The 21,388-nt window shown below is 71.6% G+C and carries 19 protein-coding genes; 12 read left to right on the plus strand and 7 right to left on the minus strand.

All coding sequences use genetic code 11. The features are described 5' to 3' along the window. Nucleotides 1-50 precede the first annotated feature (50 nt). The 4 genes from AC0KTA_RS22580 to AC0KTA_RS22595 all read left to right on the plus strand — a co-directional run bounded on the left by AC0KTA_RS22580 (nucleotide 51) and on the right by AC0KTA_RS22595 (nucleotide 4,497). Nucleotides 51-806 (plus strand): LPXTG cell wall anchor domain-containing protein, encoded by a 756-nt coding sequence (locus tag AC0KTA_RS22580; RefSeq protein ID WP_481050041.1) that lies wholly within the window; start codon nucleotides 51-53, stop codon nucleotides 804-806. Nucleotides 807-816: 10 nt separating this feature from the next. After that, nucleotides 817-1,791 carry a COG1470 family protein gene (locus tag AC0KTA_RS22585; protein ID WP_481050042.1) on the plus strand — a complete coding sequence of 325 codons (975 nt, stop codon included), beginning with the start codon at nucleotides 817-819 and terminating at the stop codon, nucleotides 1,789-1,791. 121 nt (nucleotides 1,792-1,912) lie between these two features. Then, entirely contained in the window at nucleotides 1,913-3,010 is a 1,098-nt protein-coding gene (locus AC0KTA_RS22590; protein ID WP_481056524.1) for a hypothetical protein, read from the plus strand. Nucleotides 3,011-3,084: 74 nt separating this feature from the next. Beyond that, nucleotides 3,085-4,497 carry a hypothetical protein gene (locus tag AC0KTA_RS22595; RefSeq protein ID WP_481056525.1) on the plus strand — a complete coding sequence of 471 codons (1,413 nt, stop codon included), beginning with the start codon at nucleotides 3,085-3,087 and terminating at the stop codon, nucleotides 4,495-4,497. Between the two features lie 32 nt (nucleotides 4,498-4,529). On the opposite strand, the gene AC0KTA_RS22600 is transcribed toward AC0KTA_RS22595, so the two are convergent. Together AC0KTA_RS22600 and AC0KTA_RS22605 are read right to left on the minus strand one after the other, a co-directional pair. Continuing rightward, nucleotides 4,530-5,402 carry an alpha/beta hydrolase family protein gene (locus AC0KTA_RS22600; protein ID WP_481050043.1) on the minus strand — a complete coding sequence of 291 codons (873 nt, stop codon included), beginning with the start codon at nucleotides 5,400-5,402 and terminating at the stop codon, nucleotides 4,530-4,532. A 132-nt stretch (nucleotides 5,403-5,534) separates the two neighbouring features. Beyond that, the gene (locus tag AC0KTA_RS22605) at nucleotides 5,535-7,025 is read right to left on the minus strand and encodes a peptide MFS transporter (RefSeq protein ID WP_481050044.1); all 1,491 of its coding nucleotides are present in this window, start codon (nucleotides 7,023-7,025) and stop codon (nucleotides 5,535-5,537) included. A gap of 561 nt (nucleotides 7,026-7,586) precedes the next feature. On the opposite strand from AC0KTA_RS22605, the gene AC0KTA_RS22610 reads away from it, so the two are divergent. Then, a complete protein-coding gene (locus AC0KTA_RS22610) occupies nucleotides 7,587-8,264 on the plus strand; it encodes a response regulator transcription factor (protein WP_016644465.1) in 678 nt (225 codons plus the stop codon). A 287-nt stretch (nucleotides 8,265-8,551) separates the two neighbouring features. Continuing rightward, a complete protein-coding gene (locus AC0KTA_RS22615; RefSeq protein ID WP_481050045.1) occupies nucleotides 8,552-9,862 on the plus strand; it encodes an ATP-binding protein in 1,311 nt (436 codons plus the stop codon). Between the two features lie 19 nt (nucleotides 9,863-9,881). On the opposite strand, the gene AC0KTA_RS22620 is transcribed toward AC0KTA_RS22615, so the two are convergent. After that, nucleotides 9,882-10,436, minus strand: coding sequence for a GtrA family protein (locus AC0KTA_RS22620; RefSeq protein ID WP_481050046.1), 555 nt, complete (start codon nucleotides 10,434-10,436; stop codon nucleotides 9,882-9,884). A gap of 230 nt (nucleotides 10,437-10,666) precedes the next feature. Here AC0KTA_RS22620 and AC0KTA_RS22625 point away from each other — a divergent pair, with 230 nt between their 5' ends. The 4 genes from AC0KTA_RS22625 to AC0KTA_RS22640 all read left to right on the plus strand — a co-directional run bounded on the left by AC0KTA_RS22625 (nucleotide 10,667) and on the right by AC0KTA_RS22640 (nucleotide 14,686). After that, nucleotides 10,667-11,833, plus strand: coding sequence for a 5-(carboxyamino)imidazole ribonucleotide synthase (locus AC0KTA_RS22625; RefSeq protein ID WP_481050047.1), 1,167 nt, complete (start codon nucleotides 10,667-10,669; stop codon nucleotides 11,831-11,833). Then, complete coding sequence (gene purE / locus AC0KTA_RS22630; protein WP_481050048.1) at nucleotides 11,830-12,363, plus strand: 5-(carboxyamino)imidazole ribonucleotide mutase; 534 nt, start codon at nucleotides 11,830-11,832, stop codon at nucleotides 12,361-12,363. The genes AC0KTA_RS22625 and purE overlap by 4 nt, the downstream gene beginning before the upstream one ends. A gap of 4 nt (nucleotides 12,364-12,367) precedes the next feature. Continuing rightward, nucleotides 12,368-13,618: a dipeptidase gene (locus AC0KTA_RS22635; RefSeq protein ID WP_481050049.1), complete on the plus strand. Its 1,251-nt coding sequence runs from the start codon at nucleotides 12,368-12,370 to the stop codon at nucleotides 13,616-13,618. A gap of 153 nt (nucleotides 13,619-13,771) precedes the next feature. Next, complete coding sequence (locus tag AC0KTA_RS22640; protein ID WP_481050050.1) at nucleotides 13,772-14,686, plus strand: alpha/beta fold hydrolase; 915 nt, start codon at nucleotides 13,772-13,774, stop codon at nucleotides 14,684-14,686. Nucleotides 14,687-14,762: 76 nt separating this feature from the next. Here the strand turns inward: AC0KTA_RS22640 and AC0KTA_RS22645 are convergent, their stop codons facing one another. Continuing rightward, nucleotides 14,763-15,920: an acyl-CoA dehydrogenase family protein gene (locus AC0KTA_RS22645; protein WP_481050051.1), complete on the minus strand. Its 1,158-nt coding sequence runs from the start codon at nucleotides 15,918-15,920 to the stop codon at nucleotides 14,763-14,765. A 221-nt stretch (nucleotides 15,921-16,141) separates the two neighbouring features. On the opposite strand from AC0KTA_RS22645, the gene AC0KTA_RS22650 reads away from it, so the two are divergent. Next, nucleotides 16,142-17,467, plus strand: coding sequence for a UDP-glucose dehydrogenase family protein (locus AC0KTA_RS22650; protein WP_481050052.1), 1,326 nt, complete (start codon nucleotides 16,142-16,144; stop codon nucleotides 17,465-17,467). 88 nt (nucleotides 17,468-17,555) lie between these two features. On the opposite strand, the gene AC0KTA_RS22655 is transcribed toward AC0KTA_RS22650, so the two are convergent. Further along, nucleotides 17,556-18,071, minus strand: coding sequence for a CGNR zinc finger domain-containing protein (locus AC0KTA_RS22655; RefSeq protein WP_481050053.1), 516 nt, complete (start codon nucleotides 18,069-18,071; stop codon nucleotides 17,556-17,558). Nucleotides 18,072-18,171: 100 nt separating this feature from the next. On the opposite strand from AC0KTA_RS22655, the gene AC0KTA_RS22660 reads away from it, so the two are divergent. Next, entirely contained in the window at nucleotides 18,172-18,570 is a 399-nt protein-coding gene (locus AC0KTA_RS22660; protein ID WP_481050054.1) for a VOC family protein, read from the plus strand. 24 nt (nucleotides 18,571-18,594) lie between these two features. On the opposite strand, the gene AC0KTA_RS22665 is transcribed toward AC0KTA_RS22660, so the two are convergent. Together AC0KTA_RS22665 and AC0KTA_RS22670 are read right to left on the minus strand one after the other, a co-directional pair. Beyond that, nucleotides 18,595-19,815: a dipeptidase gene (locus AC0KTA_RS22665; RefSeq protein WP_481050055.1), complete on the minus strand. Its 1,221-nt coding sequence runs from the start codon at nucleotides 19,813-19,815 to the stop codon at nucleotides 18,595-18,597. A 160-nt stretch (nucleotides 19,816-19,975) separates the two neighbouring features. Continuing rightward, nucleotides 19,976-21,337, minus strand: a complete 1,362-nt coding sequence (locus AC0KTA_RS22670) for an LCP family protein (RefSeq protein WP_481050056.1) — start codon at nucleotides 21,335-21,337, stop codon at nucleotides 19,976-19,978. Between the last annotated feature and the right edge of the window lie 51 nt (nucleotides 21,338-21,388).

Consider the following 21,388-nt stretch of genomic DNA (forward strand, 5'->3'; position numbering starts at 1 on the left):
GCACGCGCGGCACGGACTCGCCCGCACCACCGGCATGAGGGGAAATCGAGGTGTCGTACCAGAAACAGACGGCCGCGCTCGTGCTCGCCACGGCCCTGGCCGGATCGGCTCTGCTCCTTGCCGCGCCGGCCGCCCAGGCCGAGGTCCAGGACGTGGACTACCAGTGCAAGACCCCCATCGGGAACAAGGGGGCGGTCTCGCCGATCGACATCAAGAGCGTCAAGAGCGGCAGCGGCTACAAGCTCACGATGTCCTTCCAGAAGGGCGTCTCCTCCAGCCCCGTCGAACTCGGCAAGGGCGCGATGAAGCCCAGCGCGGTGATCAAGCTGGGCGGCGCGGAGAGCGGCACGGTCGCGGTCTCCGGGCCCACCAACCCGGAGGCCATTCCGGCCAACACCCCCATCAAGATCAGTGACTTGTCGGGCACGTACACGCCCAAGAAGTCGGGCAAGGTCACGTTCACGGCCGGGGTCCTCACGATCAAGGCGCTCGGTACGACCACGACGTGTACGCCCGCGAACAACCCCAAGCCGTCCCTGACGCTCGACGTCAAGGGCTCGGGCGGGGGATCGGGCGGTACGAGTGGTTCCGGCTCGGGCTCCGGGGCCGACGCGGGCGCGGGTTCCGGTTCCGGGGACACCTCCAGCGGCTCGCAGGGTGCCCCCTCCGGCGGCGACGAGCTCCCGCAGACCGGCCCCGCCGACTCCGCGATCGCGCTCGGCACCCTCGGCGGCACCGTGCTGCTCGCGGGCGCGGCCGGCGTGCTGTGGCTGACCCGGCGGAACCAGGCGGCGCGGTCGCGCTGACGTGGCCGACGTGGCCGACGTGGAGGACACCTGGTACGAGGACGGGGAGCCGCCGATGCCGCTGATGCCGTCGACGTGGGGAACGCGTGGGGCGCGTGTGCTGTGCGTGGGCGCCGCCGTGCTGCTCGCGTGGTGCGCCGGTGGGCCCGCGCGGGCGGACGACGGTGCCGCGCGGGCCGCGGACGACGGTGCCGGGCGCGCCGCCGATAGTGGTGCCGCCTGGTCCGTCGCGCCCTCCGCGGGGGCCGGGTCGCGGTCCGCGCGGGACGGCGGGCGGCCCTACTTCTATGCGGAGGGCGACCCCGGAGCCGTACTCCAGGACACCGTGTCCGTGACCAACCCCGGGGGCCGGCCGCGCACCGTGACCCTGCGCGGCGCCGGTCCGTCCGGCACCGGGAAGTGGCTCGCCTTCGCGAAGCGCGAAGTGACCGTGCCGCCGCGGACGCGTGCCGACGTGCCGTTCACCGTGACGGTGCCGTCCGGGGCCACGCCCGGCGACCACCTCGGCGAGGTCGTCGCGCGCGGCGGTGGGCGGGACGAGCGGGTCGCGCTGCGGCTGCGGGTGAGCGGGCCCACGCTGGCCGCGCTCACCGTGGAACGCGTCCGGGTGGACGCGGGGGCGGGCAAGATCTCGTACGACCTCGTCAACCGGGGCAACACCGTGCTCGAGCCGCGGGTCGCGGTGCGGGCCGAGGGGGTGTTCGGCGAGCTGCTCGACCGCGGGGCGCGGAAGCTGCCCCTCGAACTGGCCCCGGGGCGGCGGGTCTCCCTCACGGAGCCGTGGGGCGGGGTGCCCGCGCTCGACTCGGTCGACGTGAAGCTCACGGTCACCGCGGGCGGTGGCGTGCGGGAGCTTGGCGCTGCCTCTGCGTGGATCGTGCCCTGGCCCTTGGTTGCCGGCGGGGGTGCCGTGGTCCTGGTGGGTGCGGGGGGCTTTGTTGCTGTACGTAGGCGTCGGCGGGTGGAGGCCTCCCGTGAACGGTAAGTCGGTAAAAGCCCGCCGCTTCGCGGCGGATATCTCCCACCCACCCACCCGTTGCTCTCGGACTCAAGGTGGACGCCCCCGGGTTGCTGTCTCCTTCTTCGTCCCCGCCGTCTTCGGGCTCCTGCTCGCCGTCCTCGCGTTCACCCTGTCGGCGCCGGATCCCGCCCACGCCGCCGACAAACCCACCGTCACCCTTTCCAAGTCCCAAGCAGGTGCGGGAGGTTCAGTCACAGTCAGAGGCAAGGGCTGGCGCCCCGACACCCTCCTGATGATGCTCGTCTGCGGGCAGGCCACCCCCGCCGCCGGTGTGCCCGGCGGCACCAACTCCTGTGCCAACTCCCAGGGGCGCGCCGTCACCACCGACGGCGACGGTGCCTTCAGCAAGAAGCTGCCCGTCGCCGAACCCCCGAAGCCCTGCCCGTGCGTCGTGCACGTCGCCACCGTGACCGGCGCGAAGACCGCCGTGGACGCGGAGTTCAAGGTCGCGGGACACCCGGTGAAGCCGCTGCCCGAGCAGCGGGCGGGCGGGCGGCTCTCCGTGCTCACCGACACCCGGCTCGACGGGTCGAGCGGCATCCTCACGTGGTTCGGCTCACCGCCGTCCCGGCGTCTTGTGTTCACCGTCGGCAACGTGGGCTCCGCGCCCGTCAAGGACCCCGTCTTCCAAGTCGGCACCTCGCACGGCGTGTTCGCCCCGAAGTGGGAGGAGCAGCAGTGGCGCGGCACCATCGCACCCGGCAAGAAGGCACAGATCAAGCTGCCCGTCGAGCTGCCGGCGGGCGCGCACGGCGACTATCTGGTGTCGCTGCGGTTCGGTGACAAGGTCCTCGCCGAGCAGCCGTGGGGCGTCGGGCGGCCGTGGGGCGTCACGCTGTTCTGGGTGCTGCTGTGTGTCGTCGTGCCCGCGGCCGTGTTCCGCGTCGGCATGGTGCTCGTCGACCGGTTCCGCCCGGACCGGCGCCGCGGCCGCCGCACCCCGGGCCGGCACCGCACGTCCCGCCTCGTCGACCTCACCGGGCGCCTGCCGAAGCTGCGCCTGCCGCAGTCGGCCGTGACCGCGGAGCGCGGCGGCACGCCGCCCGGCTCCGCGCCGGCGCCCTCCTCCACCACCCTGCCCTGGTTCAGCCCGGACACCGACCCGGGCGCACCCGCAGGTCAGCTCTCCGCACCGTCCGACAACGGCCCCACCACGAGCCCCACGACGAAAGGAAAGCCATGAGGAGGAAACGGAGCGCGAGGGCGGCGGGAGCGGCACCACCCCGTACGAGAGCGACCGCGGCCGGCGTCGCCCTGATGCTCGGCGGCGCGGGACTCGCCGGCACCGCCGTGCTCGCCGCGGCCACTCCGGCGCAGGCCGCCGAGGTCGCGTACAAGACCGAGTGCATACCGCCGCCGATCTCCAATCTGCCGCCGGTGCACGGCACCACGAAGGTGGACGTCAAGGTGCCCGCCGAGGCGAAGGTCGGCGACGAGATCGAGGTGGTGTGGAAGACCGTCGAGGCCGCGTCCAAGAACCCCGACATCCTCGACCTCGGCAAGGACACCGTCCTGCCGACCGGCACGATCAAGGTCGGCGGCGCCCAGAGCGGCGACCTGAAGATGGAGGGGACGCGGACCAACCCGCCCATCCCCAAGGGCAGTCCGATGGTCCTGTCCGACATGAAGGGCAAGCTGAAGCTGACGAAGCCGGGCGAGGTGACGCTCACCCCGGACGCGTACGACATCAACGTCAACAAGCCGATCTCCACGGACACCAAGTGCAAGCCGGAGGAGGCCGTGAAGCCCGCAGCGACCATCAAGGTCACCGAAGGCGGCGGGAGTTCGGGCGGCACCACGTCAGGGGGCACCACGTCGGGTGGCACCACGTCCGGCGGGACCTCCGGCGGCAGCACCTCGGGCGGGACCTCCGGCGGCGGTGACGACGGCGGCACGACCACCGGCGGAAGCAGCTCCGGAGGCAGCAGCGGCGGCAGCACGTCCGGCGGGTCCGCCGCGGGCGGCTCCAGCGGCGGCGGTGACGGCCAGACCGACTTCACCGGCAAGGAAGTCCAGATCCCCTACAAGTGCAAGACGCCCATCGGCGACAAGGAAGCCACCTCGCCGGTGCAGATCAACGCCAAGAAGAACGGCGGGAGTTACGGCCTCACGGTCCAGTTCAAGAAGTCCGTGATGGACAGCCCGGCCGACATCCCCGCGAACTCCGTGAAACCTTCGATGGACGTCAAGCTGGGCGGCGCCGACAAGGGCACCGTGCCGGTCGAGGGCCCCGCGAACAAGGAGCCGATCAAGTCCGGCGCCCCCATCAACATCCCCGACCTGACGGGCACGTACAAGCCCGGCGCCGACGGCAAGTCGACGCTGTCGCCCGGTGTCCTGACCGTGAAGGCGCTGGGTACGACCACGACGTGCACCCCGGCGAAGACCGAGGTGTCCCTGGAGCTCGACACGTCCGCGCAGCCGGGCGGCGCGTCCGGCGGCTCGGCGGGCAGTAGCGGTGCGGGCGGTCCGGGTACGTCGGGTGGCTCCGCCTCCGGCTCGGCGGGCGGCTCCGCGGGCGGCGCGGCGGCGTCGGGCGGCGGCCTCGCGGACACCGGCGGCGACGGCAACGGCGCGCTGCGGGCGCTCGGCCTGGTCGCGGGCACGGCGATCCTGCTGGGCGGCGCGGTGTTCACGTTCCTGCCGAGGAGGCGCCGCGGCCTGCGCTGAACCGATTGTTCAGTGGCTAAGGGCCCTATTGGTCAGTGGCTGCGGGTCCACGCGTGCGCCCGCAGCCACTGAAGTACGTCGTGTGCGAGGCCCGGTGTCTTCAGGAGCGGGCCGCCGTGCGCGGAGCCTGGCAGGGTCCGTACGGTCACGTCCCGCATCCCCGACCTGCGCTGGGCGGCGGCGAGTTCGACGGAGTGCGCGGGCGGCACGTAGTCGCCCGCGGAGTGCACCAGGTACAGCGGGGCGTCCCGCTCGCCCGACGCGTGGGACTTCGCCGCCAGGTCGCCCCACCGCTCCCAGCAGTGCCGCCCGCCGCGGGCGGGGGAGCACCCGGCCAAACGTTCAGCCGCCTGCCGCAGCGCCCGCTGCCGCGGGGACGCGCCGGGCAGGGCGCCGTCCACCCACGCGCGGTAGGGCGAGGCGACGGGGGAGAGGGCGACGACTCCTCGTACGTACGTGACTCCGTCGCCGTACGCCCCCACGCTCGCCGCGAGGTGCCCGCCCGCGGACGAGCCGAGCAGCAGCGGGCGCGCGGCGCCGGGGCCCTCGCGCCGGGCGATCCAGCGCAGGGCGGCGAGCACGTCGTCGCGCTGCGCGGCCCAGGCGGCGTCCGACGAGAGGCGGTAGTCGGTCTCGTACACCGTGAAGCCGCGGGCCGCGAACCACCGCGACCAGCCGCTCCAGTCCGTGTCCCGGGCCCACGACCCGCCGTGCAGGACGACGAGGGCCGGGCGCGCGCCGTCGGACGGGCCGTACACGGTCACGGTCTGGCGCGCGTGCGCCCCGTAGGGGAAGACCCGGCGCGGAGCGTCGGGTGAGGCCTCGGGCGAGGCCTCGGCGGCGACGCTGGACGAAAGGAGCGAGCCGCACAGGGCCAGGGTCAGCAGCGCTCGGCGCAGGGTCATGGGCCGATGGTGCCCCGGCCGCCGCCGGGCCGCCCCCGCAAACGCCGAGGGCCACCGCACCGGGTGGTGCGGCGGCCCTCAGTTCGTACGAACGGCCTCGGGCGGGGGCGCCCGGACGGCCTCAGGCGGGCGTCAGTTGACGTCGCCCATGAGCGCCTTGACCTTCTTGCGGTACATGTAGACCGCGATACCGGCGACGACGGCGAGGGTGGCCTCCATGGCGACCACGCCGGTCTTGTTCAGATCGACGCCGGCCGTGGACAGCAGGCTCGTGGTGCAGTCACCGGCGGTGACGGCGAGGAACCAGACGCCGAGCATCTGCGAGGCGTACTTCGCCGGGGCCATCTTCGTGGTGACCGACAGGCCGACCGGAGAGACGCACAGCTCACCGAGGGTGTGCATGAAGTAGATCGCGACCATCCAGTACGCGCCGACCTTCTCGCCGTCGGCCGCCATGGTCAGCGGGATCAGGAAGACGAAGAACGAGGCGCCGGTGATGACCAGACCGACGGCGAACTTCACGACCGTGGTCGGCTCCTTGTCGCGGCGGTTCAGCGCCAGCCACAGGACGGCGACGACCGGGGCCAGGGCCATGATCAGGACCGGGTTGACCGACTGGTACCAGGAGACCGGGAAGTCGAAGCCGAAGATCGACGTGTCCGTGGAGTTCTTGCCGAACAGGGCCACCGTGGAGGCGCCCTGGTCGTAGATCATCCAGAAGACCGCGGCGGCCACGAAGAACCAGATGTAGGCCGTCATCTTGGACTGCTCGACCTGGTCCAGCTCCTTGTCGCGCTTGATGCGCGTGATCACCCAGATGGGGATGACCAGACCGGCGAGCGCGATCGGGACGGTCGCCCAGTTCAGGGTGTAGACACCGGTGGCGACCGTGACGCCGTAGAAGACGACCGCGGCGATGATCCACAGCATGGCCTTGCGCAGCAGGCTCGTGAGCTCCGGCTTCCCGACCGGCTTCGGCACTTCGCTGCTGCGCTCGCTCAGGTGGCGGCCGCCCAGCAGGAACTGGACCAGGCCGAGGCCCATGCCGAGCGCGGCGAGGGCGAAGCCCAGGTGCCAGTTGACCTTCTCGCCGACGGTGCCGATGGCCAGCGGGGCGATGAAGGCGCCCAGGTTGATGCCGACGTAGAAGAGCGTGAAGCCGCCGTCGCGGCGCGGGTCGTCCGGGCTGTCGTAGAGGTGGCCGACCAGCGTGGAGATGTTGGCCTTCAGCAGACCCGAGCCGATCGCCACGAGCACCAGGCCGAGGAAGAACATCGCCTGGCCGGGCAGCGCGAGGGTGACGTGACCTGCCATGATCACCAAGGCGCCGATGGTGATCGTCTTGCGCGGGCCCCACAGGCGGTCCGCGAACCAGCCGCCCGGCATGGCGAGCAGGTACACCATCGCCATGTAGATCGAGAAGATCGCCGTCGCGGTGGCGGCATCCATGTCCATGCCGCCGGGGGCGACCAGATACAGGGGGAGCAGTGCCTTCATGCCGTAGAAGCTGAAGCGCTCCCACATCTCGGTCATGAAGAGAGTGGCCAGGCCGCGGGGGTGGCCGAAGAAGGTCTTCTCGGAACCAGGAGTGCTGGCCGAATCCTTCGTCAGGCTGGACGCCATGGGTCGATCCTTGTGGTTCGGGACGCGCCTGGGGGCGGCATGGCCGCGGGCGCGCCCGGTGGGGGGCGGTCGGCACCGGCGCCCGCCATCCACCCCGCACGCCTGACGGGGGATCCGTGCCACGGTGTCCGTGGAGCACGAGGGACGGTGACACCGAGATCCACACCCCGGGACGCATCATCGCGTGCGGGGCCCGACCACAGGTCATTCCTTTCAAGGCTGGTGAACACCAGCCCACACACAGAAGAGACCCTTGGCGCGCAATAGCGGGCCAAAGGTCCTTGAGTAGTGCTACAGGCGTCTCGCCACCATACGTCACGATAGAGCGGCGTTAGGAAGGACTTGAGAGATGGATCACAGGTGACGCCGGAACCAACATCCCACATTCCAAGGTGTACGCGAGACGTACCCAAGGATCGCATCCTCTGACCGTCGGGGGGCGTCCGGCTCGGGGTGGCGCGGGGGCCGCGGGGCCGAGGTGCGGGGCCCGCGTTGCCGGGGGCGGACCGGCGTGCGGCCATCGGCCTCCTGTGCTGGTCCGGTGCGGACTACCATCACCCCATGACCCGTGTACTGCTCGCCGAGGACGACGCGTCCATCTCGGAGCCGCTGGCCCGCGCCCTGCGCCGCGAGGGCTACGAGGTCGAAGTGCGCGAGGACGGTCCGACCGCCCTCGACGCCGGGCTGCAGGGCAGCGTGGACCTGGTCGTGCTCGACCTGGGCCTGCCCGGCATGGACGGCCTCGAGGTCGCACGCCGCCTGCGCGCCGAGGGTCATACGGTGCCGATCCTCATCCTCACCGCCCGCGCCGACGAGGTGGACACGGTGGTCGGGCTCGACGCCGGCGCCGACGACTACGTGACCAAGCCGTTCCGCCTCGCCGAACTGCTCGCCCGGGTCCGGGCGCTGCTGCGGCGCGGCGCCACGGAGCCGGCGCAGCCTCCGGCCACGCACGGCGTGCGCATCGACGTCGAGTCCCACCGCGCCTGGATGGGCGAGGAGGAACTCCAGCTCACGGCCAAGGAGTTCGACCTGCTGCGGGTCCTCGTGCGCGACGCGGGACGCGTGGTCACGCGGGACCAGCTCATGCGCGAGGTCTGGGACACGACCTGGTGGTCCTCCACGAAGACCCTCGACATGCACATCTCCTGGCTCCGCAAAAAACTGGGCGACGACGCGGCGAATCCGCGGTACATCGCCACGGTGCGGGGGGTCGGCTTCCGCTTCGAAAAAAGCTGACTCTCGCGGGGCGCGTCAGTCCGGGCGGCCCCTGCCCCCGCCGCTCCGCGGCGGGCTTCCCACCCACCCACCCGTGACCGCCGACCCCGCCGCACCCTCGTTGCTCCACCGCTCCGCGGCGGGGTCCGGCTCGGCGTTCCCGTTGACGCGGCCCCCCGGGGCGCACCCCGGGGCCGACGGTCACGGGTGGGTGGGTGGGAGGAGCCGCCGCGCAGCGGTGGGCGGCTGCCGCCCCCGGCCCGGGGGACACTGAGGGGGTCCGTCACCCCGCCCGGCCGGAGGGCCCTGTGCGTCGTCGTCTCATCAACTCGACCCTCGCCGTCGTACTCGTAGTGATCGCCGTCTTCGGCGTCTCCCTGGTGATCGTCGAGACCCGCACGATCAGCAACAGCGCCCAGGAGCGCGTCGACTCCGAGGCGCTGCGGCTCGCGGGCATCGTCGACAGCCGCCTGCTCAGCGACGAACGCGTCAGCGGTGAGGTGCTGCGCAAGCAGGTCGACACCGACCGCTACGCCCGCATCGAGATCCCCGGCCGCGCCCCCATCGAGGTCGGCACCCGCCCCACGGGCGACGTGATCCGCGCCACCCGGGACGGCGAGGAGGGCGAGATCGTCACGGTCGAGGAGCCCCGCACCGCGGTCACCCAGGAGGTCGGCCGCACGCTATTGATCATCGGGGGCGTGGCACTCCTCGCCATCGTCGCCGCGGTGCTGCTCGCCGTACGCCAGGCCAACCGCCTGGCCTCCCCCCTCACCGACCTCGCGGAGACCGCCGAACGCCTCGGCTCCGGCGACCCCCGCCCCCGCCACCGCCGCTACGGCGTCCCGGAGCTGGACCGCGTCGCCGACGTCCTGGACGGCAGCGCCGAGCGGATCGCCCGCATGCTTACCGCGGAGCGCCGCCTCGCGGCCGACGCGTCCCACCAGCTCCGCACCCCGCTGACCGCCCTCTCCATGCGCCTGGAGGAGATCACCCTCACCGACGACCTGGACCAGGTGAAGGAGGAGGCGACGGTCGCCCTCACCCAGGTCGAGCGGCTCACGGACGTCGTCGAGCGGCTGCTCACCAACTCCCGCGACCCCAGCACGGGCTCCGCCGTCACCTTCGACCTGGACGAGGTGATCAAGCAGCAGCTGGAGGAGTGGCGCCCCGCCTACCGCAGCGCGGGCCGCGCGATCGTCAGCTCCGGCAAGCGCCATCTGCACGCGGTCGGCACCCCGGGCGCGGTCGCCCAGGTCCTGGCGGCGCTGATCGAGAACTCCCTCATGCACGGCGGCGGCACCGTCGCCCTGCGCACCCGTGTCACCGGCAACCAGGCCGTCGTCGAGGTCACCGACAGCGGCCCCGGCGTGCCCGCCGACCTCGGCGCGCGGATCTTCGAGCGCGCCATCAGCGGCCGCAATTCGACAGGGATCGGCCTGGCGGTGGCCCGGGATCTGGCCGAAGCGGACGGGGGCCGCCTGGAGATGCTGCAGGGCAAGCCGCCGGTGTTCGGGTTGTTCCTGTCACGTACGCCGTCGTACCGGGAAGGCCGGGGCAATGACGACGCGACGGACGCGACGGACGAGACGGACGCCACGGACGAGACGGTCCGCTGAGGCCGACGCGGACGCCGCCTCAGCCCGACCGCCGTCCCCCCAACGCCGTCGACCCCGACCGCTCCTTGCCGCTCCCCGGCTCCCCCCGCTCCCCCTGCTCCCCTTCCAGGAACGATTCCGCATGCGCGACGGCCTCGCGGGCGGGCAGCGCCCGGAACACCCAGGTCCGGTACGACCAGAAGCGGAACAGGGTCGCGATGCCCATGCCGAGGAACTTGAAGACGTTGGACTGCAGCCTGCTGTCCCAGTCGAACCCGTACGTCGCGACGTACAGAACGCCGTTCTCGATGACCAGGCCGACCGCGCTGAACAGCAGGAAGAGCGTCAGCTCCTTGGTACGGCCACTCTTGTCGCGGTCACGGTAGGTGAAGTACCGGAACCCCACGTAGTTGAAGGCGATCGCGACGACGGTGGCGATCACGCTCGCGCGCACCACCTGGAGATCCGTGACGTGGCGTACGAGGTTGAAGACGGCGAAGTTGACCAGCGTTCCGACCGCCCCCACGGCCCCGAACTTGGCTACTTCGCGCGCGAGTTGGTCGAACCGCACCCTCAGTGCGCCGCGTTCCGTCATGGTCGCCCCAGCCCCCGTCGAGTCGAGTGGTCCCGCCGACGGGATCGATGTCGGGCGGTGTGCTGTCGCCGCCTTCGATGTGTTCGGTGTATCCGCCGTTTCGGTCGCGCCAACCCAGCCATGCTAACCAGCGACCTCCGTCGGCGCTCGTGGGCGCTGTCACTCCGTGGCACCCCTGTGACGGCAGTGCACGGATCGGGCCGTTCCCGGATGGCCGATACCCTGTGGGTGTGACGTTCCCGGTAGTCGGCATGGTCGGCGGGGGGCAGCTCGCTCGTATGACACACGAGGCGGGCATCCCGCTCGGCATCAGGTTCAAGCTCCTCAGTGACACTCCGCAGGATTCCGCGGCGCAGGTCGTCAGCGACGTCGTCATCGGCGACTATCGCGACCTGGATACGCTGCGTGACTTCGCGCGGGGCTGCGATGTGATCACTTTTGATCACGAACATGTACCCACCGAGCATCTGCGGGCCCTGGAGGCGGACGGCATCCCCGTGCGCCCGGGGCCCGACGCGTTGGTGCACGCCCAGGACAAGGGCGTGATGCGCGCGAAGCTGGACGAGCTCGGCGTGCCCTGTCCGCGCCATCGGATCGTGCAGGACCCGGCCGACGTGGCCGCCTTCGCGGCCGAGGGCGCCGCGGCGGCAGGCGACACGGAGAGTGACGGCTTCCCGGTCGTCCTCAAGACCGTGCGCGGCGGGTACGACGGCAAGGGCGTGTGGGTCGTGCGCTCGGTTGAGCAGGCCGCCGAGCCGTTCCGCGCGGGCGTCCCGGTGCTCGCCGAGGAGATGGTCGGCTTCGTACGGGAGCTGGCGGCGAACGTCGTCCGCTCGCCGCACGGGCAGGCCGTGGCGTATCCGGTCGTCGAGTCCCGTCAGGTCGACGGCGTCTGCGACACGGTGATCGCGCCCGCGCCCGGTCTCTCCGAGGATCTCGCGGGCCGGGCCCAGGAGCTGGCGCTGCGCGTGGCCAAGGAGCTGGGCGTCGTCGGACACCTCGCCGTCGAGCTGTTCGAGACCCCCGACGGCCGTGTCCTGGTCAACGAACTGGCGATGCGACCGCACAATTCCGGCCACTGGAGCCAGGACGGGGCGATCACCTCCCAGTTCGCCAACCACGTCCGCGCGGTCCTCGACCTGCCGCTCGGCGACCCGCGCCCGCGCGCGAAGTGGTCGGTCATGGCGAACGTCCTGGGCGGCGACTACCCCGACATGTACGGCGCGTACCTGCACTGCATGGCGCGCGACCCGCAGTTGAAGATCCACATGTACGGCAAGGACGTGAAGCCCGGCCGCAAGGTCGGCCACGTCAACACCTACGGCGACGACCTTGACGACGTGCTGGAGCGCGCCCGTCACGCGGCCGGCTACCTCAGAGGAACGATCACCGAATGACTTCACCCGTCGTTGGCATCGTCATGGGCTCCGACTCCGACTGGCCCGTCATGGAGGCCGCCGCGAAGGCTCTCGACGAGTTCGAGATCCCCTACGAGGTCGACGTCGTCTCCGCGCACCGCATGCCGCGCGAGATGATCGCGTACGGCGAGCACGCCGCCGAGCGCGGCCTGAAGGCCGTCATCGCGGGCGCGGGCGGCGCCGCCCACCTGCCCGGCATGCTCGCCTCGGTCACCACGCTGCCGGTGATCGGCGTCCCCGTACCCCTGAAGTACCTCGACGGCATGGACAGCCTCCTGTCCATCGTGCAGATGCCCGCGGGCGTGCCCGTCGCGACGGTGTCGGTCGGCGGCGCGCGCAACGCGGGCCTGCTCGCGGTGCGCATGCTGGCCGCGCACGACGAGGAACTCGCCTCCCGGGTGCGGGAGTTCCAGCAGGAGCTGAACGACCAGGCCACGGAGAAGGGCAAGCGCCTTCGCGCCAAGGTCGACGGCGTGGGTTCAGGTTTCGGCTTCGGCTCGGGAAAGTGAGCGCATGACGAACCTGCGTGAGCCCGCTGAGTCTTCAGAGTCCGCTGTGGTGCCCGAGGCGGCCGCCGCCCTCGCCGAAGCCCGCGCCCTGCTCGCCGAGTTCCCCGTGGTGGACGGTCACAACGACCTGCCGTGGGCGCTGCGCGAGAAGGCCGGGTACGACATCGACCGCCTGGACATCGCCGCCGACCAGACCGGCAAGCTGCACACGGACATCGCGCGGCTGCGCGCGGGCGGGGTCGGCGCGCAGTTCTGGTCGGTGTACGTCCGCGCGGACATGGCGGGCGACACCGCGGTCAGCGCGACGCTCGAACAGATCGACTGCGTACGGCAGTTGCTGGACCGCTACCCCGCGGACCTGCGCGGCGCGCTGACCGCCGCCGACATGGAGGCGGCGCGCGCCGAGGGCCGCATCGCCTCCCTGATGGGCGCCGAGGGCGGCCACTCGATCAACAACTCCCTCGCCACGCTGCGGGCGTTGTACGCGCTCGGGGTCCGCTACATGACCCTGACCCACAATGACAACATCGCCTGGGCCGACTCGGCGACGGACGAGCCCGGCGTCGGCGGCCTGTCCGCGTTCGGCCACGAGGTGGTCCGGGAGATGAACCGCCTGGGCATGCTCGTGGACCTCTCGCACGTGGCGGCGACGACGATGCGGGCGGCCCTGGACACGTCGGTCGCGCCGGTGATCTTCTCCCACTCCTCGGCCCGCGCGGTGTGCGACCACCCGCGCAACATCCCGGACGACGTCCTGGAGCGCCTGCCCGGGAACGGCGGCGTGGCGATGGCCACGTTCGTACCGAAGTTCGTGCTCCAGGCGGCCGTCGACTGGACGCTGGCCGCCGACGACAACATGCGGGCGCACGGCTTTCACCACCTGGACACCACGCCCGAGGCGATGAAGGTGCACGAGGCCTTCGAGGAGACGCACCCGCGCCCGGTCGCCACCGCCGCGACGGTCGCCGACCACCTCGACCACATGCGCGAGGTCGCAGGCATCGACCACATCGGCATCGGCGGCGACTACGACGGCACGGCGTTCACCCCGTCCGGCCTGGACGACGTCGCCGGCTACCCGAACCTGATCGCCGAGCTCCTCGACCGCGGCTGGTCGCGCGCGGACCTCGCCAAGCTGACGTGGGGCAACGCCGTGCGGGTGCTCGGCGCGGCGGAGGACGTGTCGCGGAAGGTCCAGGGGGAGCGGGGCCCGTCGATCGCGACCCTCGACCAGCTGGACGGCGACGCCCGCTGACGCGGGGTCACGAGACCTGAGGGGCGCGGCCGTTGGGCCGCGCCCCTTCTTCGTACGCTCGACGAGCCGCCGCTATTGAAACGATCGGTCCAAATGGGTTACCGTCCTGGCAAGTAATGGACTGATCGATCTAAAACTGGACGGGAGACCGGCATGACCGAGGCAGTGACCCACGTGTGGACGGACGAGGAGCTGGCCCGCTCCCTGGAGGGCGACTTCACCAGCGCGCACGCCGACGTGAACGACACCACGCTGCACTACGTCTCCGGCGGCAGCGGCGAACCGCTGGTCCTGCTCGGCGGCTGGCCGCAGACCTGGTGGCAGTTCCACAAGATCATGCCGGAGCTGGCCCGCCACTACCGCGTGATCGCCGTGGACCTGCGCGGAATGGGCGGCTCGGCGAAGCCGGAGGGCGGCTACGACAAGAAGACGATGGCGCGTGACGTGTACGAACTCGTCCGCCACCTAGGCCACGACAGCGCCCACCTCGTCGGCCACGACATCGGCGCCATGGTCGCGTACGCCCACGCCGCCAACCACCCCGAGGCCACGCGGAAGCTCGCCGTCCTCGATGTCGCGCACCCTGACGAGTGGATGCGGAAGCTCACGCTGCTCCCCGAGGCCGGCGCCGACTGGCGGAACAAGCCCGGCATCTACCTCTGGTGGTTCGCCTTCAACCAGGTCAAGGGGCTCCCGGAGCAGCTCCTCGCAGGCCGCGCGGACCTCCTGAACGACTGGCTCTTCGACTACCAGCTCAAGGACCCCGCCTCGATCGACAAGGCCGCGCGCGCCGTCTACGCGCACGCCTACTCCACCGCGGACGCGGTCCGCGCGGGCAACGCCTGGTACCAGGCCTTCACCCAGGACATCGCCGACTTCGCGACGTACCAGCCGGTGGAGGCGCCGATCCTCGGCCTGGGAGGCGAGACCAACTACGCCTATCTGCGCGACCGCCTGGCGGTCCACGGCACGGATGTCCGGGTGCTCGCGGTGCCGGACAGCGGGCACTACCTGCCGGAGGAGCAGCCGGAGTTCGTCGCGAAGGAGCTGACGGACTTCTTCGCCTGAACCCGGCGGACATGCGTGTCGCCCTCCCCCTGACGCAGGGAGAGGGCGACACGTCGTACGGCCAAGTGGCCCCGGACTACGGCAGGTTGCGCGCCATTACGATCCGCTGGACCTGGTTCGTGCCCTCGTAGATCTGGGTGATCTTGGCGTCGCGCATCATGCGCTCGACCGGGTAGTCCCGGGTGTAGCCGTAGCCGCCGAGGAGCTGGACGGCGTCCGTGGTGACCTCCATGGCGACGTCCGAGGCGAAGCACTTGGCGGCGGCGCCCTGGAAGGTCAGGTCGCTGTCGCCGCGCTCCGACTTGGCGGCGGCCGCGTACGTCAGCTGGCGGGCGGCCTCGATCTTCATGGCCATGTCGGCGAGCATGAACTGCACGCCCTGGAAGTCGCCGATCGGCTTGCCGAACTGCTTGCGCTCCCGGACGTAGCCCTTGGCGTAGTCGAGGGCGCCCTGGGCGATGCCGAGGGCCTGGGCCGCGATCGTGATGCGGGTGTGGTCCAGGGTCTTCATGGCGGTGGCGAAGCCGGTGCCCTCCGCGCCGATCATGCGGTCGGCGGGGATGCGGACGTTGTCCAGGTAGACCTCGCGGGTGGGCGAGCCCTTGATGCCGAGCTTCTTCTCCGGGGCGCCGAAGGAGACGCCCTCGTCGGACTTCTCGACGACGAAGGCCGAGATGCCCTTGGAGCGCTTCTCGGTGTCGGTGACGGCCATCACCGTGTAGTACTCGGAGACGCCCGCGTTGGTGATCCAGCGCTTCACGCCGTTCAGGACGTAGAAGTCGCCGTCGCGCACGGCGCGGGTCTTCATGCCTGCCGCGTCCGAGCCCGCGTCCGGCTCCGAGAGGCAGTACGAGAACATCGCGTCGCCCTTGGCCAGCGGCGTCATGTACTTCTTCTTCAGGTCCTCGGAGCCGGAGAGGATCACGGGGAGCGAGCCCAGCTTGTTCACGGCCGGGATCAGGGACGAGGACGCGCAGACCCGCGCGACCTCCTCGATCACGATGACGGTGGCGAGCGCGTCGGCGCCGGTGCCGCCGTAGCTCTCCGGTACGTGGACCGCGTGCAGGTCGGAGGAGACCAGGGCGTCGAGCGCCTCCTGCGGGAAGCGGGCCTCCTCGTCCACCGCGGCGGCGAACGGCGCGATCTTCGCCTCGGCGAGCGAACGGATCGCGTCCCGGAGCATGTCGTGCTCCTCGGACGGGCGGTACAGGTCGAAGTCAGCCGATCCGGCCAAGGTCTCTCACGCTCCAAGGATGCTGCGGACGCTAATTACCGTTAAGTAACCCGTTGAGTAATCCAAATTTTAGGGGCCTGCCCACGTCAGGGATACGTGAGCTTGACGACAGGGGAAGACGTGCCCGGTGAAAGTCCCTGTTACGCCGGGACTATGCTCGGTCGACGCGCTCGCGCGGCAGCCGCGTGCGGGTAGGAAACCTCGATTCACTGGAGCACCGCATGGCCCTCAAGATCACCGTGATCGGCACCGGTTATCTCGGCGCCACCCACGCCGCGGCCATGGCCGAGCTCGGCTTCGAGGTGCTCGGCCTCGACGTCGTGCCGGAGAAGATCGAGATGCTCCAGCGCGGCGAGGTCCCAATGTACGAGCCGGGGCTCGCGGAGCTGCTCCGCAAGCACGTCGCGGGCATCGAGGGCGCCAGCGGGCGGCTCCGCTTCACCATGGACTGGGCCGAGGTGGCCGGCTTCGGCGACGTGCACTTCGTCTGCGTGAACACCCCGCAGAAGCACGGCGAGTACGCCTGTGACATGAGTTACGTCGACTCCGCCTTCGCCTCCCTCGCGCCGCACCTGAAGTCGGGCGCGCTCGTGGTCGGCAAGTCGACGGTGCCGGTGGGCTCGGCCGACCGGCTCGCGCGGCTGCTGCCCGAAGGGGTGGAGCTGGCCTGGAACCCGGAGTTCCTGCGCGAGGGCTTCGCGGTCGACGACACCCTGCACCCCGACCGGATCGTCATCGGCGTACGCAGCGAGCGCGCCGAGAAGCTGCTGCGCGAGGTGTACGCGACGCCGGTCGCCGAAGGGTCCCCGTTCATCGTCACGGACTTCCCGACCGCCGAGCTGGTGAAGACCTCCGCGAACTCCTTCCTGGCCACGAAGATCTCCTTCATCAACGCCATGGCCGAGGTGTGCGAGGCCGCCGACGGCGACGTGGTGAAGCTCGCGGAGGCCCTCGGGTACGACGACCGGATCGGCGCCAAGTTCCTGCGGGCCGGGATCGGCTTCGGCGGCGGCTGCCTGCCCAAGGACATCCGCGCCTTCATGGCCCGCGCCGGTGAGCTCGGCGCCGACCAGGCGCTGACCTTCCTGCGCGAGGTCGACTCGATCAACATGCGGCGCCGCGGGCACATGGTGGAGCTGGCGCGGGAGGCCGTGGGCGGCGGATCCTTCCTCGGCAAGCGGGTCGCGGTGCTCGGCGCCGCGTTCAAGCCGGACTCGGACGACGTGCGGGACTCGCCCGCCCTCAACGTGGCCGGCCAGATCCACCTCCAGGGCGGCCAGGTCACCGTGTACGACCCCAAGGGCATGGACAACGCCCGCCGCCTCTTCCCGACCCTCGGGTACGCCGACTCCGCCGAGGAGGCCGTGCGCGGCGCCGACGTCGTCCTGCACCTCACGGAGTGGCGCGAATTCCGCGAGCTCGACCCCGAGGCCCTCGGCACGGTGGTCGGCCGCCGCGTCCTCCTGGACGGCCGCAACGCCCTCGACCCTGTGGAGTGGCGTGCGGCTGGTTGGACCTACCGGGCCATGGGGCGCCCGGGCGCGTAGGCGCCCTGTAAGGGGCGCGGGGAACTGCGCGACCAGCCACGACGCACCCGCACGCGCCACGGGCCCGGGGCCCAACGGCGCCACCCGGTCAGCGGGGCGCAGCCCTCCGCGCGCGGTACGCCCGCATCTTCGCCCGCGCCCCGCACACCCCCATGTCGCACCAGCGGCCCCGTCCGCCGGGGCTGCGGTCGTAGTACGCCCAGTGGCACGTCACGGCCTCGCACGCCTTGAGGCGGGCCCAGGTGCCCGCGCCCACGCCCTCCGCGACGGCCGCCGCCACGCGTGAGGCGAGCGGGCGCGGATCCGCGGGGCCGAGCGTCGCGGAGCCGTCGGCGGTGTCGACCCGTACCAACAGGGGTGCGGCGGCGAGGAGTTCACCGAGGGGACGCACCTCTTGGTGCGGCGCGTGCCCCGCGTGGGCGAGGCACGCGGCCCGCAGCGACTCCCGCAGCTCCCGCGCCGCCGCCACGTCCGCCGCGGTGAGGCCGAACCGGGCCCGCCCGGTTTCGGTGTCGAGTTCGTCGGTACCCGCCCCGATGTCCAGCGTGTTCACCAGGTCCTGGATCAGCGCGAGGCCCCCGGGCGCGGGCGCTCTGTCATTCATGGTTGCGACGTTACCCGTACGGGGCCACTATGGGGTAACCGGAGTGGTTACCGGAGAACAGCTTCTGTCGGTAACCACGATCATCGACCGAGGAGAGGTCATGGCTGCCCCAGTCGCCCGCCTGCACAACGTCGTCCTCGACTGTCCCGACCCCCGCGGCCTCGCCGAGTTCTACGCCGAGATCATCGGCGGCACGATCCACGACGAGGACGGCGACGGCCAGTGGATCGACCTGGTCGCCCCCGGCCGCGTGAAGGTCTCCTTCCAGCGCGTCACCGGCCTCACCCCGCCCGAGTGGCCCCGCTCCGACACCAATGCCCAGCAGCTCCACCTGGACCTGGACGCGGGCCCGACCTGGGCGGACGTCGACGCCGCCGAGGAGCGCGTGCTCGCCCTCGGGGCCCGCCCGCTCGACCTCGACGACGGCGGCGGCAAGCGCGACTTCCGCGTGTACGCGGACCCGGCGGGCCACCCGTTCTGCCTCTGCACGATCCCCTGACCGGCCCGCGCCTCCCCGGAGGGCTCAGCCGTCAAGGCGCCCGATCGTCGCCGTCGACGCCCCCCGCCGCTCCCGCGCCGCCCGCGCCGTGAAGTCCGCGCCGCGCAGCACCCGTTGTACGTTGCCCCAGGTGAGCGCCGCGACGTCGGCCTCGGGCCAGCCGCGGCCGAGCAGCTCGGCGACGAGCCGCGGGTAGCGGGAGGCGTCGGTGAGCTCCCCGGGGTGCGCGGACCGGGTGTCGTACATCCCGGAGATCCCGACGCACTCGGGCCCCGCGACGCGGTGTACGTGCTCCAGGTGGTCCGCGACGTCACCGAGCGTCGGCCCCGTCCGGTCGGCCGCGAACGGCACCAGGCACAGCCCCTTCGCCCGGCCCACCGCGGCGAGCAGCCCGTCGTCCAGATTGGCGGGGTGCTCGCGCAGCGCGCGGGCCCCGGAACGCGTCCACAGCACCGGCGCCTTGGAGGCGGCGAGCACCCGGCGCGCGGTCGCCGGGGAGGCGCCGGAGAGGTCGGCGAGGACGCCGAGCCGGTTCATCTCCCGCACCACTTCCTCGCCGAAGGGGGTGAGATCCTCGCCCGCCCACGACGTGCCGGCCAGTGTCAGCGAGCTCAGGCCGAGCATGTGGAGCTGGCGCAGGGCGCCGAGCGAGTCGCCGATGGCGCGGGCGCTCGCCGGGCCGATCAGCGTGGCGATGCGGCCGCAGTTGCGGGCGTCGGTGGTCTCGGAGGCGTCGCGGGCCACCCGCAGGCCGTTCGCGTAGCGGCCGACGACGTGCCGGACGAGGTCGAGTTGTTCCAGGGCCGAGCTGACGGCGCGGTCGCCCTCGGGCTGCCCGTCCGGCGCCTGGAGCGACCAGAACTGCGCGCCGACCCGGCCCGCCCGCAGCCGCGGCAGATCGGTCTCCAGGCCGCTGTCGCCCAACTCCAGGTCGAACCAGGGAAGTTCACGCAACGCCGAGGGGAGGCCGCTGTAGCCGTCGGCGACGGGATGTGCGGCGAGGAGGTCCTGGGCCCGCTCCAGGGCTTCCCGGGGGTCCGGCTCCAGGGGCTCCGGTTCCAGGGGCTCCGAGGCGGGTTCCGACGCGGCCTCGGGCGCGGACTCCGGCGCCGGTGCGGGAGTCGACGCGTCGTCCACGAAGGCGTCGTCCACGAAGGCGTCGTCCGTGGGGCTGGGCGCGGTGCGCCGGTCGTGCTTCTCCCCGGCTTCGGCGGGGGAGTCGAGTTCGTCCTGCAGGTCCGCCATGGCAGGGCTCCGCGGGTCGGTGGGGGCACTTCTCGGCAGTGGCTCTTCGGTGGTGTCGAACCACCGTGCCACGGCCCCCGCGCGGCTTCGCGGCGGACGGGGCGTTCGGGGTACGCCGAACGCCCCGCGCGGGCGTGTTGTGCGGGCCTGCCCTGCGGGCCTAGTTGCCCGACACCGTCACCTTCTCGTCGTTGTTGAGCTCCGACACCAGCTGCTTGACCTTGGCCTTGTCCCAGACGACGTTGCCGCCCGCGAACCCCGAGCTCGGCATGTTCATGGACTTGCCGTCGCCACCGGTGACGCCCTTCATGGCCCAGAACATGGACGCCACGTCCATCAGGTCCATGTCCTTGTCGACGACCAGCGTGTCCAGACCGGCGCCCATCGTCGGGTACAGCTTGAACGGGTTCATGACCGTGCCGGGCGTGGCCGTCTGGTTGGCGAGCGCGGCCAGGAACTTCTGCTGGTTCTTGGTGCGGTCCAGGTCGCTGCCCGGCAGGGCGTAGCGGGTACGTACGAAGGCCAGGGCCTCCTCGCCGTTCAGCGTCTGCTTGCCCGCCTCGAAGTCGGCGCCGGACTTCTTGTCCTTGAAGCCCTTCGGGATGTCCATCTCGACGCCGCCGACCGCGTCCACGATCTTGGCGAAGCCGCCGAAGCCGATCTCGGCGTAGTGGTCGATGCGCAGGCCCGTGTTGGCCTCGACGGTGCGCACGAGCAGCTCGGGGCCGTCCTCCCCGTACGCGGCGTTCAGCTTCTTGCAGACCTGAGTCGTCGTGTTGCAGTCCCGCGCCGGGTAGAGCTTGCCGGAGTCCGAGCCCTTGAAGGAGGGGATCATGACGTTCGAGTCGCGCGGCAGCGAGATCATCGTGTTCCCGCCGTCGTCCGCGACGTGCAGGATCATCATCGAGTCCGTGCGCTTGCCCTCGGCGGAGCCGGTGTGGAGCTTCTTCTTCTCCTCGTCGGACATCCCGGCGCGGCTGTCGGAGCCGACGATCAGGTAGTTCGTGCCCTTGCCGCCGGCGGGCCGCTCGATGACCTTCGACAGGTCGACCTCGCGCTTGAGCTTGGAGTCCGCCCAGAAGTACGTGCTCACGGAGACCACGAGCAGCAGGGCAAGGAACGTGACCAGACCCCAGGTGATGCGCTTCTTCCAGTTGACCGGGGGCTTGGGCGCGCGCGGCGGGGCGGGCGGGCCGCCCGGACCCTGCGGTCCGTCGCCGCGGCCGGACGGCGAGCCGTACACCTGGCCGGTGTTGTAGCCGCTGTCGTAGCCGTCCTGGCCGGGGCCGCCCTGGCCGCCGGGCTGGGCGTAGGGGTCCTGGGGGCGCTGGTCGCGGTACAGGTCGTCGTAGACGTTGTCGTCGTACGAAGGCTGGCGCGGGACCGAGCCGCGCTGGCCGGGGGCCGACGGGCCGCCGCGCTGGACATGGCGCATCACGCGGGCGCCCTCGGGCTGTGCGCCGTCGCTGCCGTATCCGTGGCGGTCACCGTTGTTGTTCCGCGCGTCTGGCCAATCGCTCATTGGCTTAGTGTGCAGTGCCGCACCGTGCGCCTCACAGAGAGGGCATTGTTT

The organism is Streptomyces sp. Y309 (assembly GCF_056712025.1).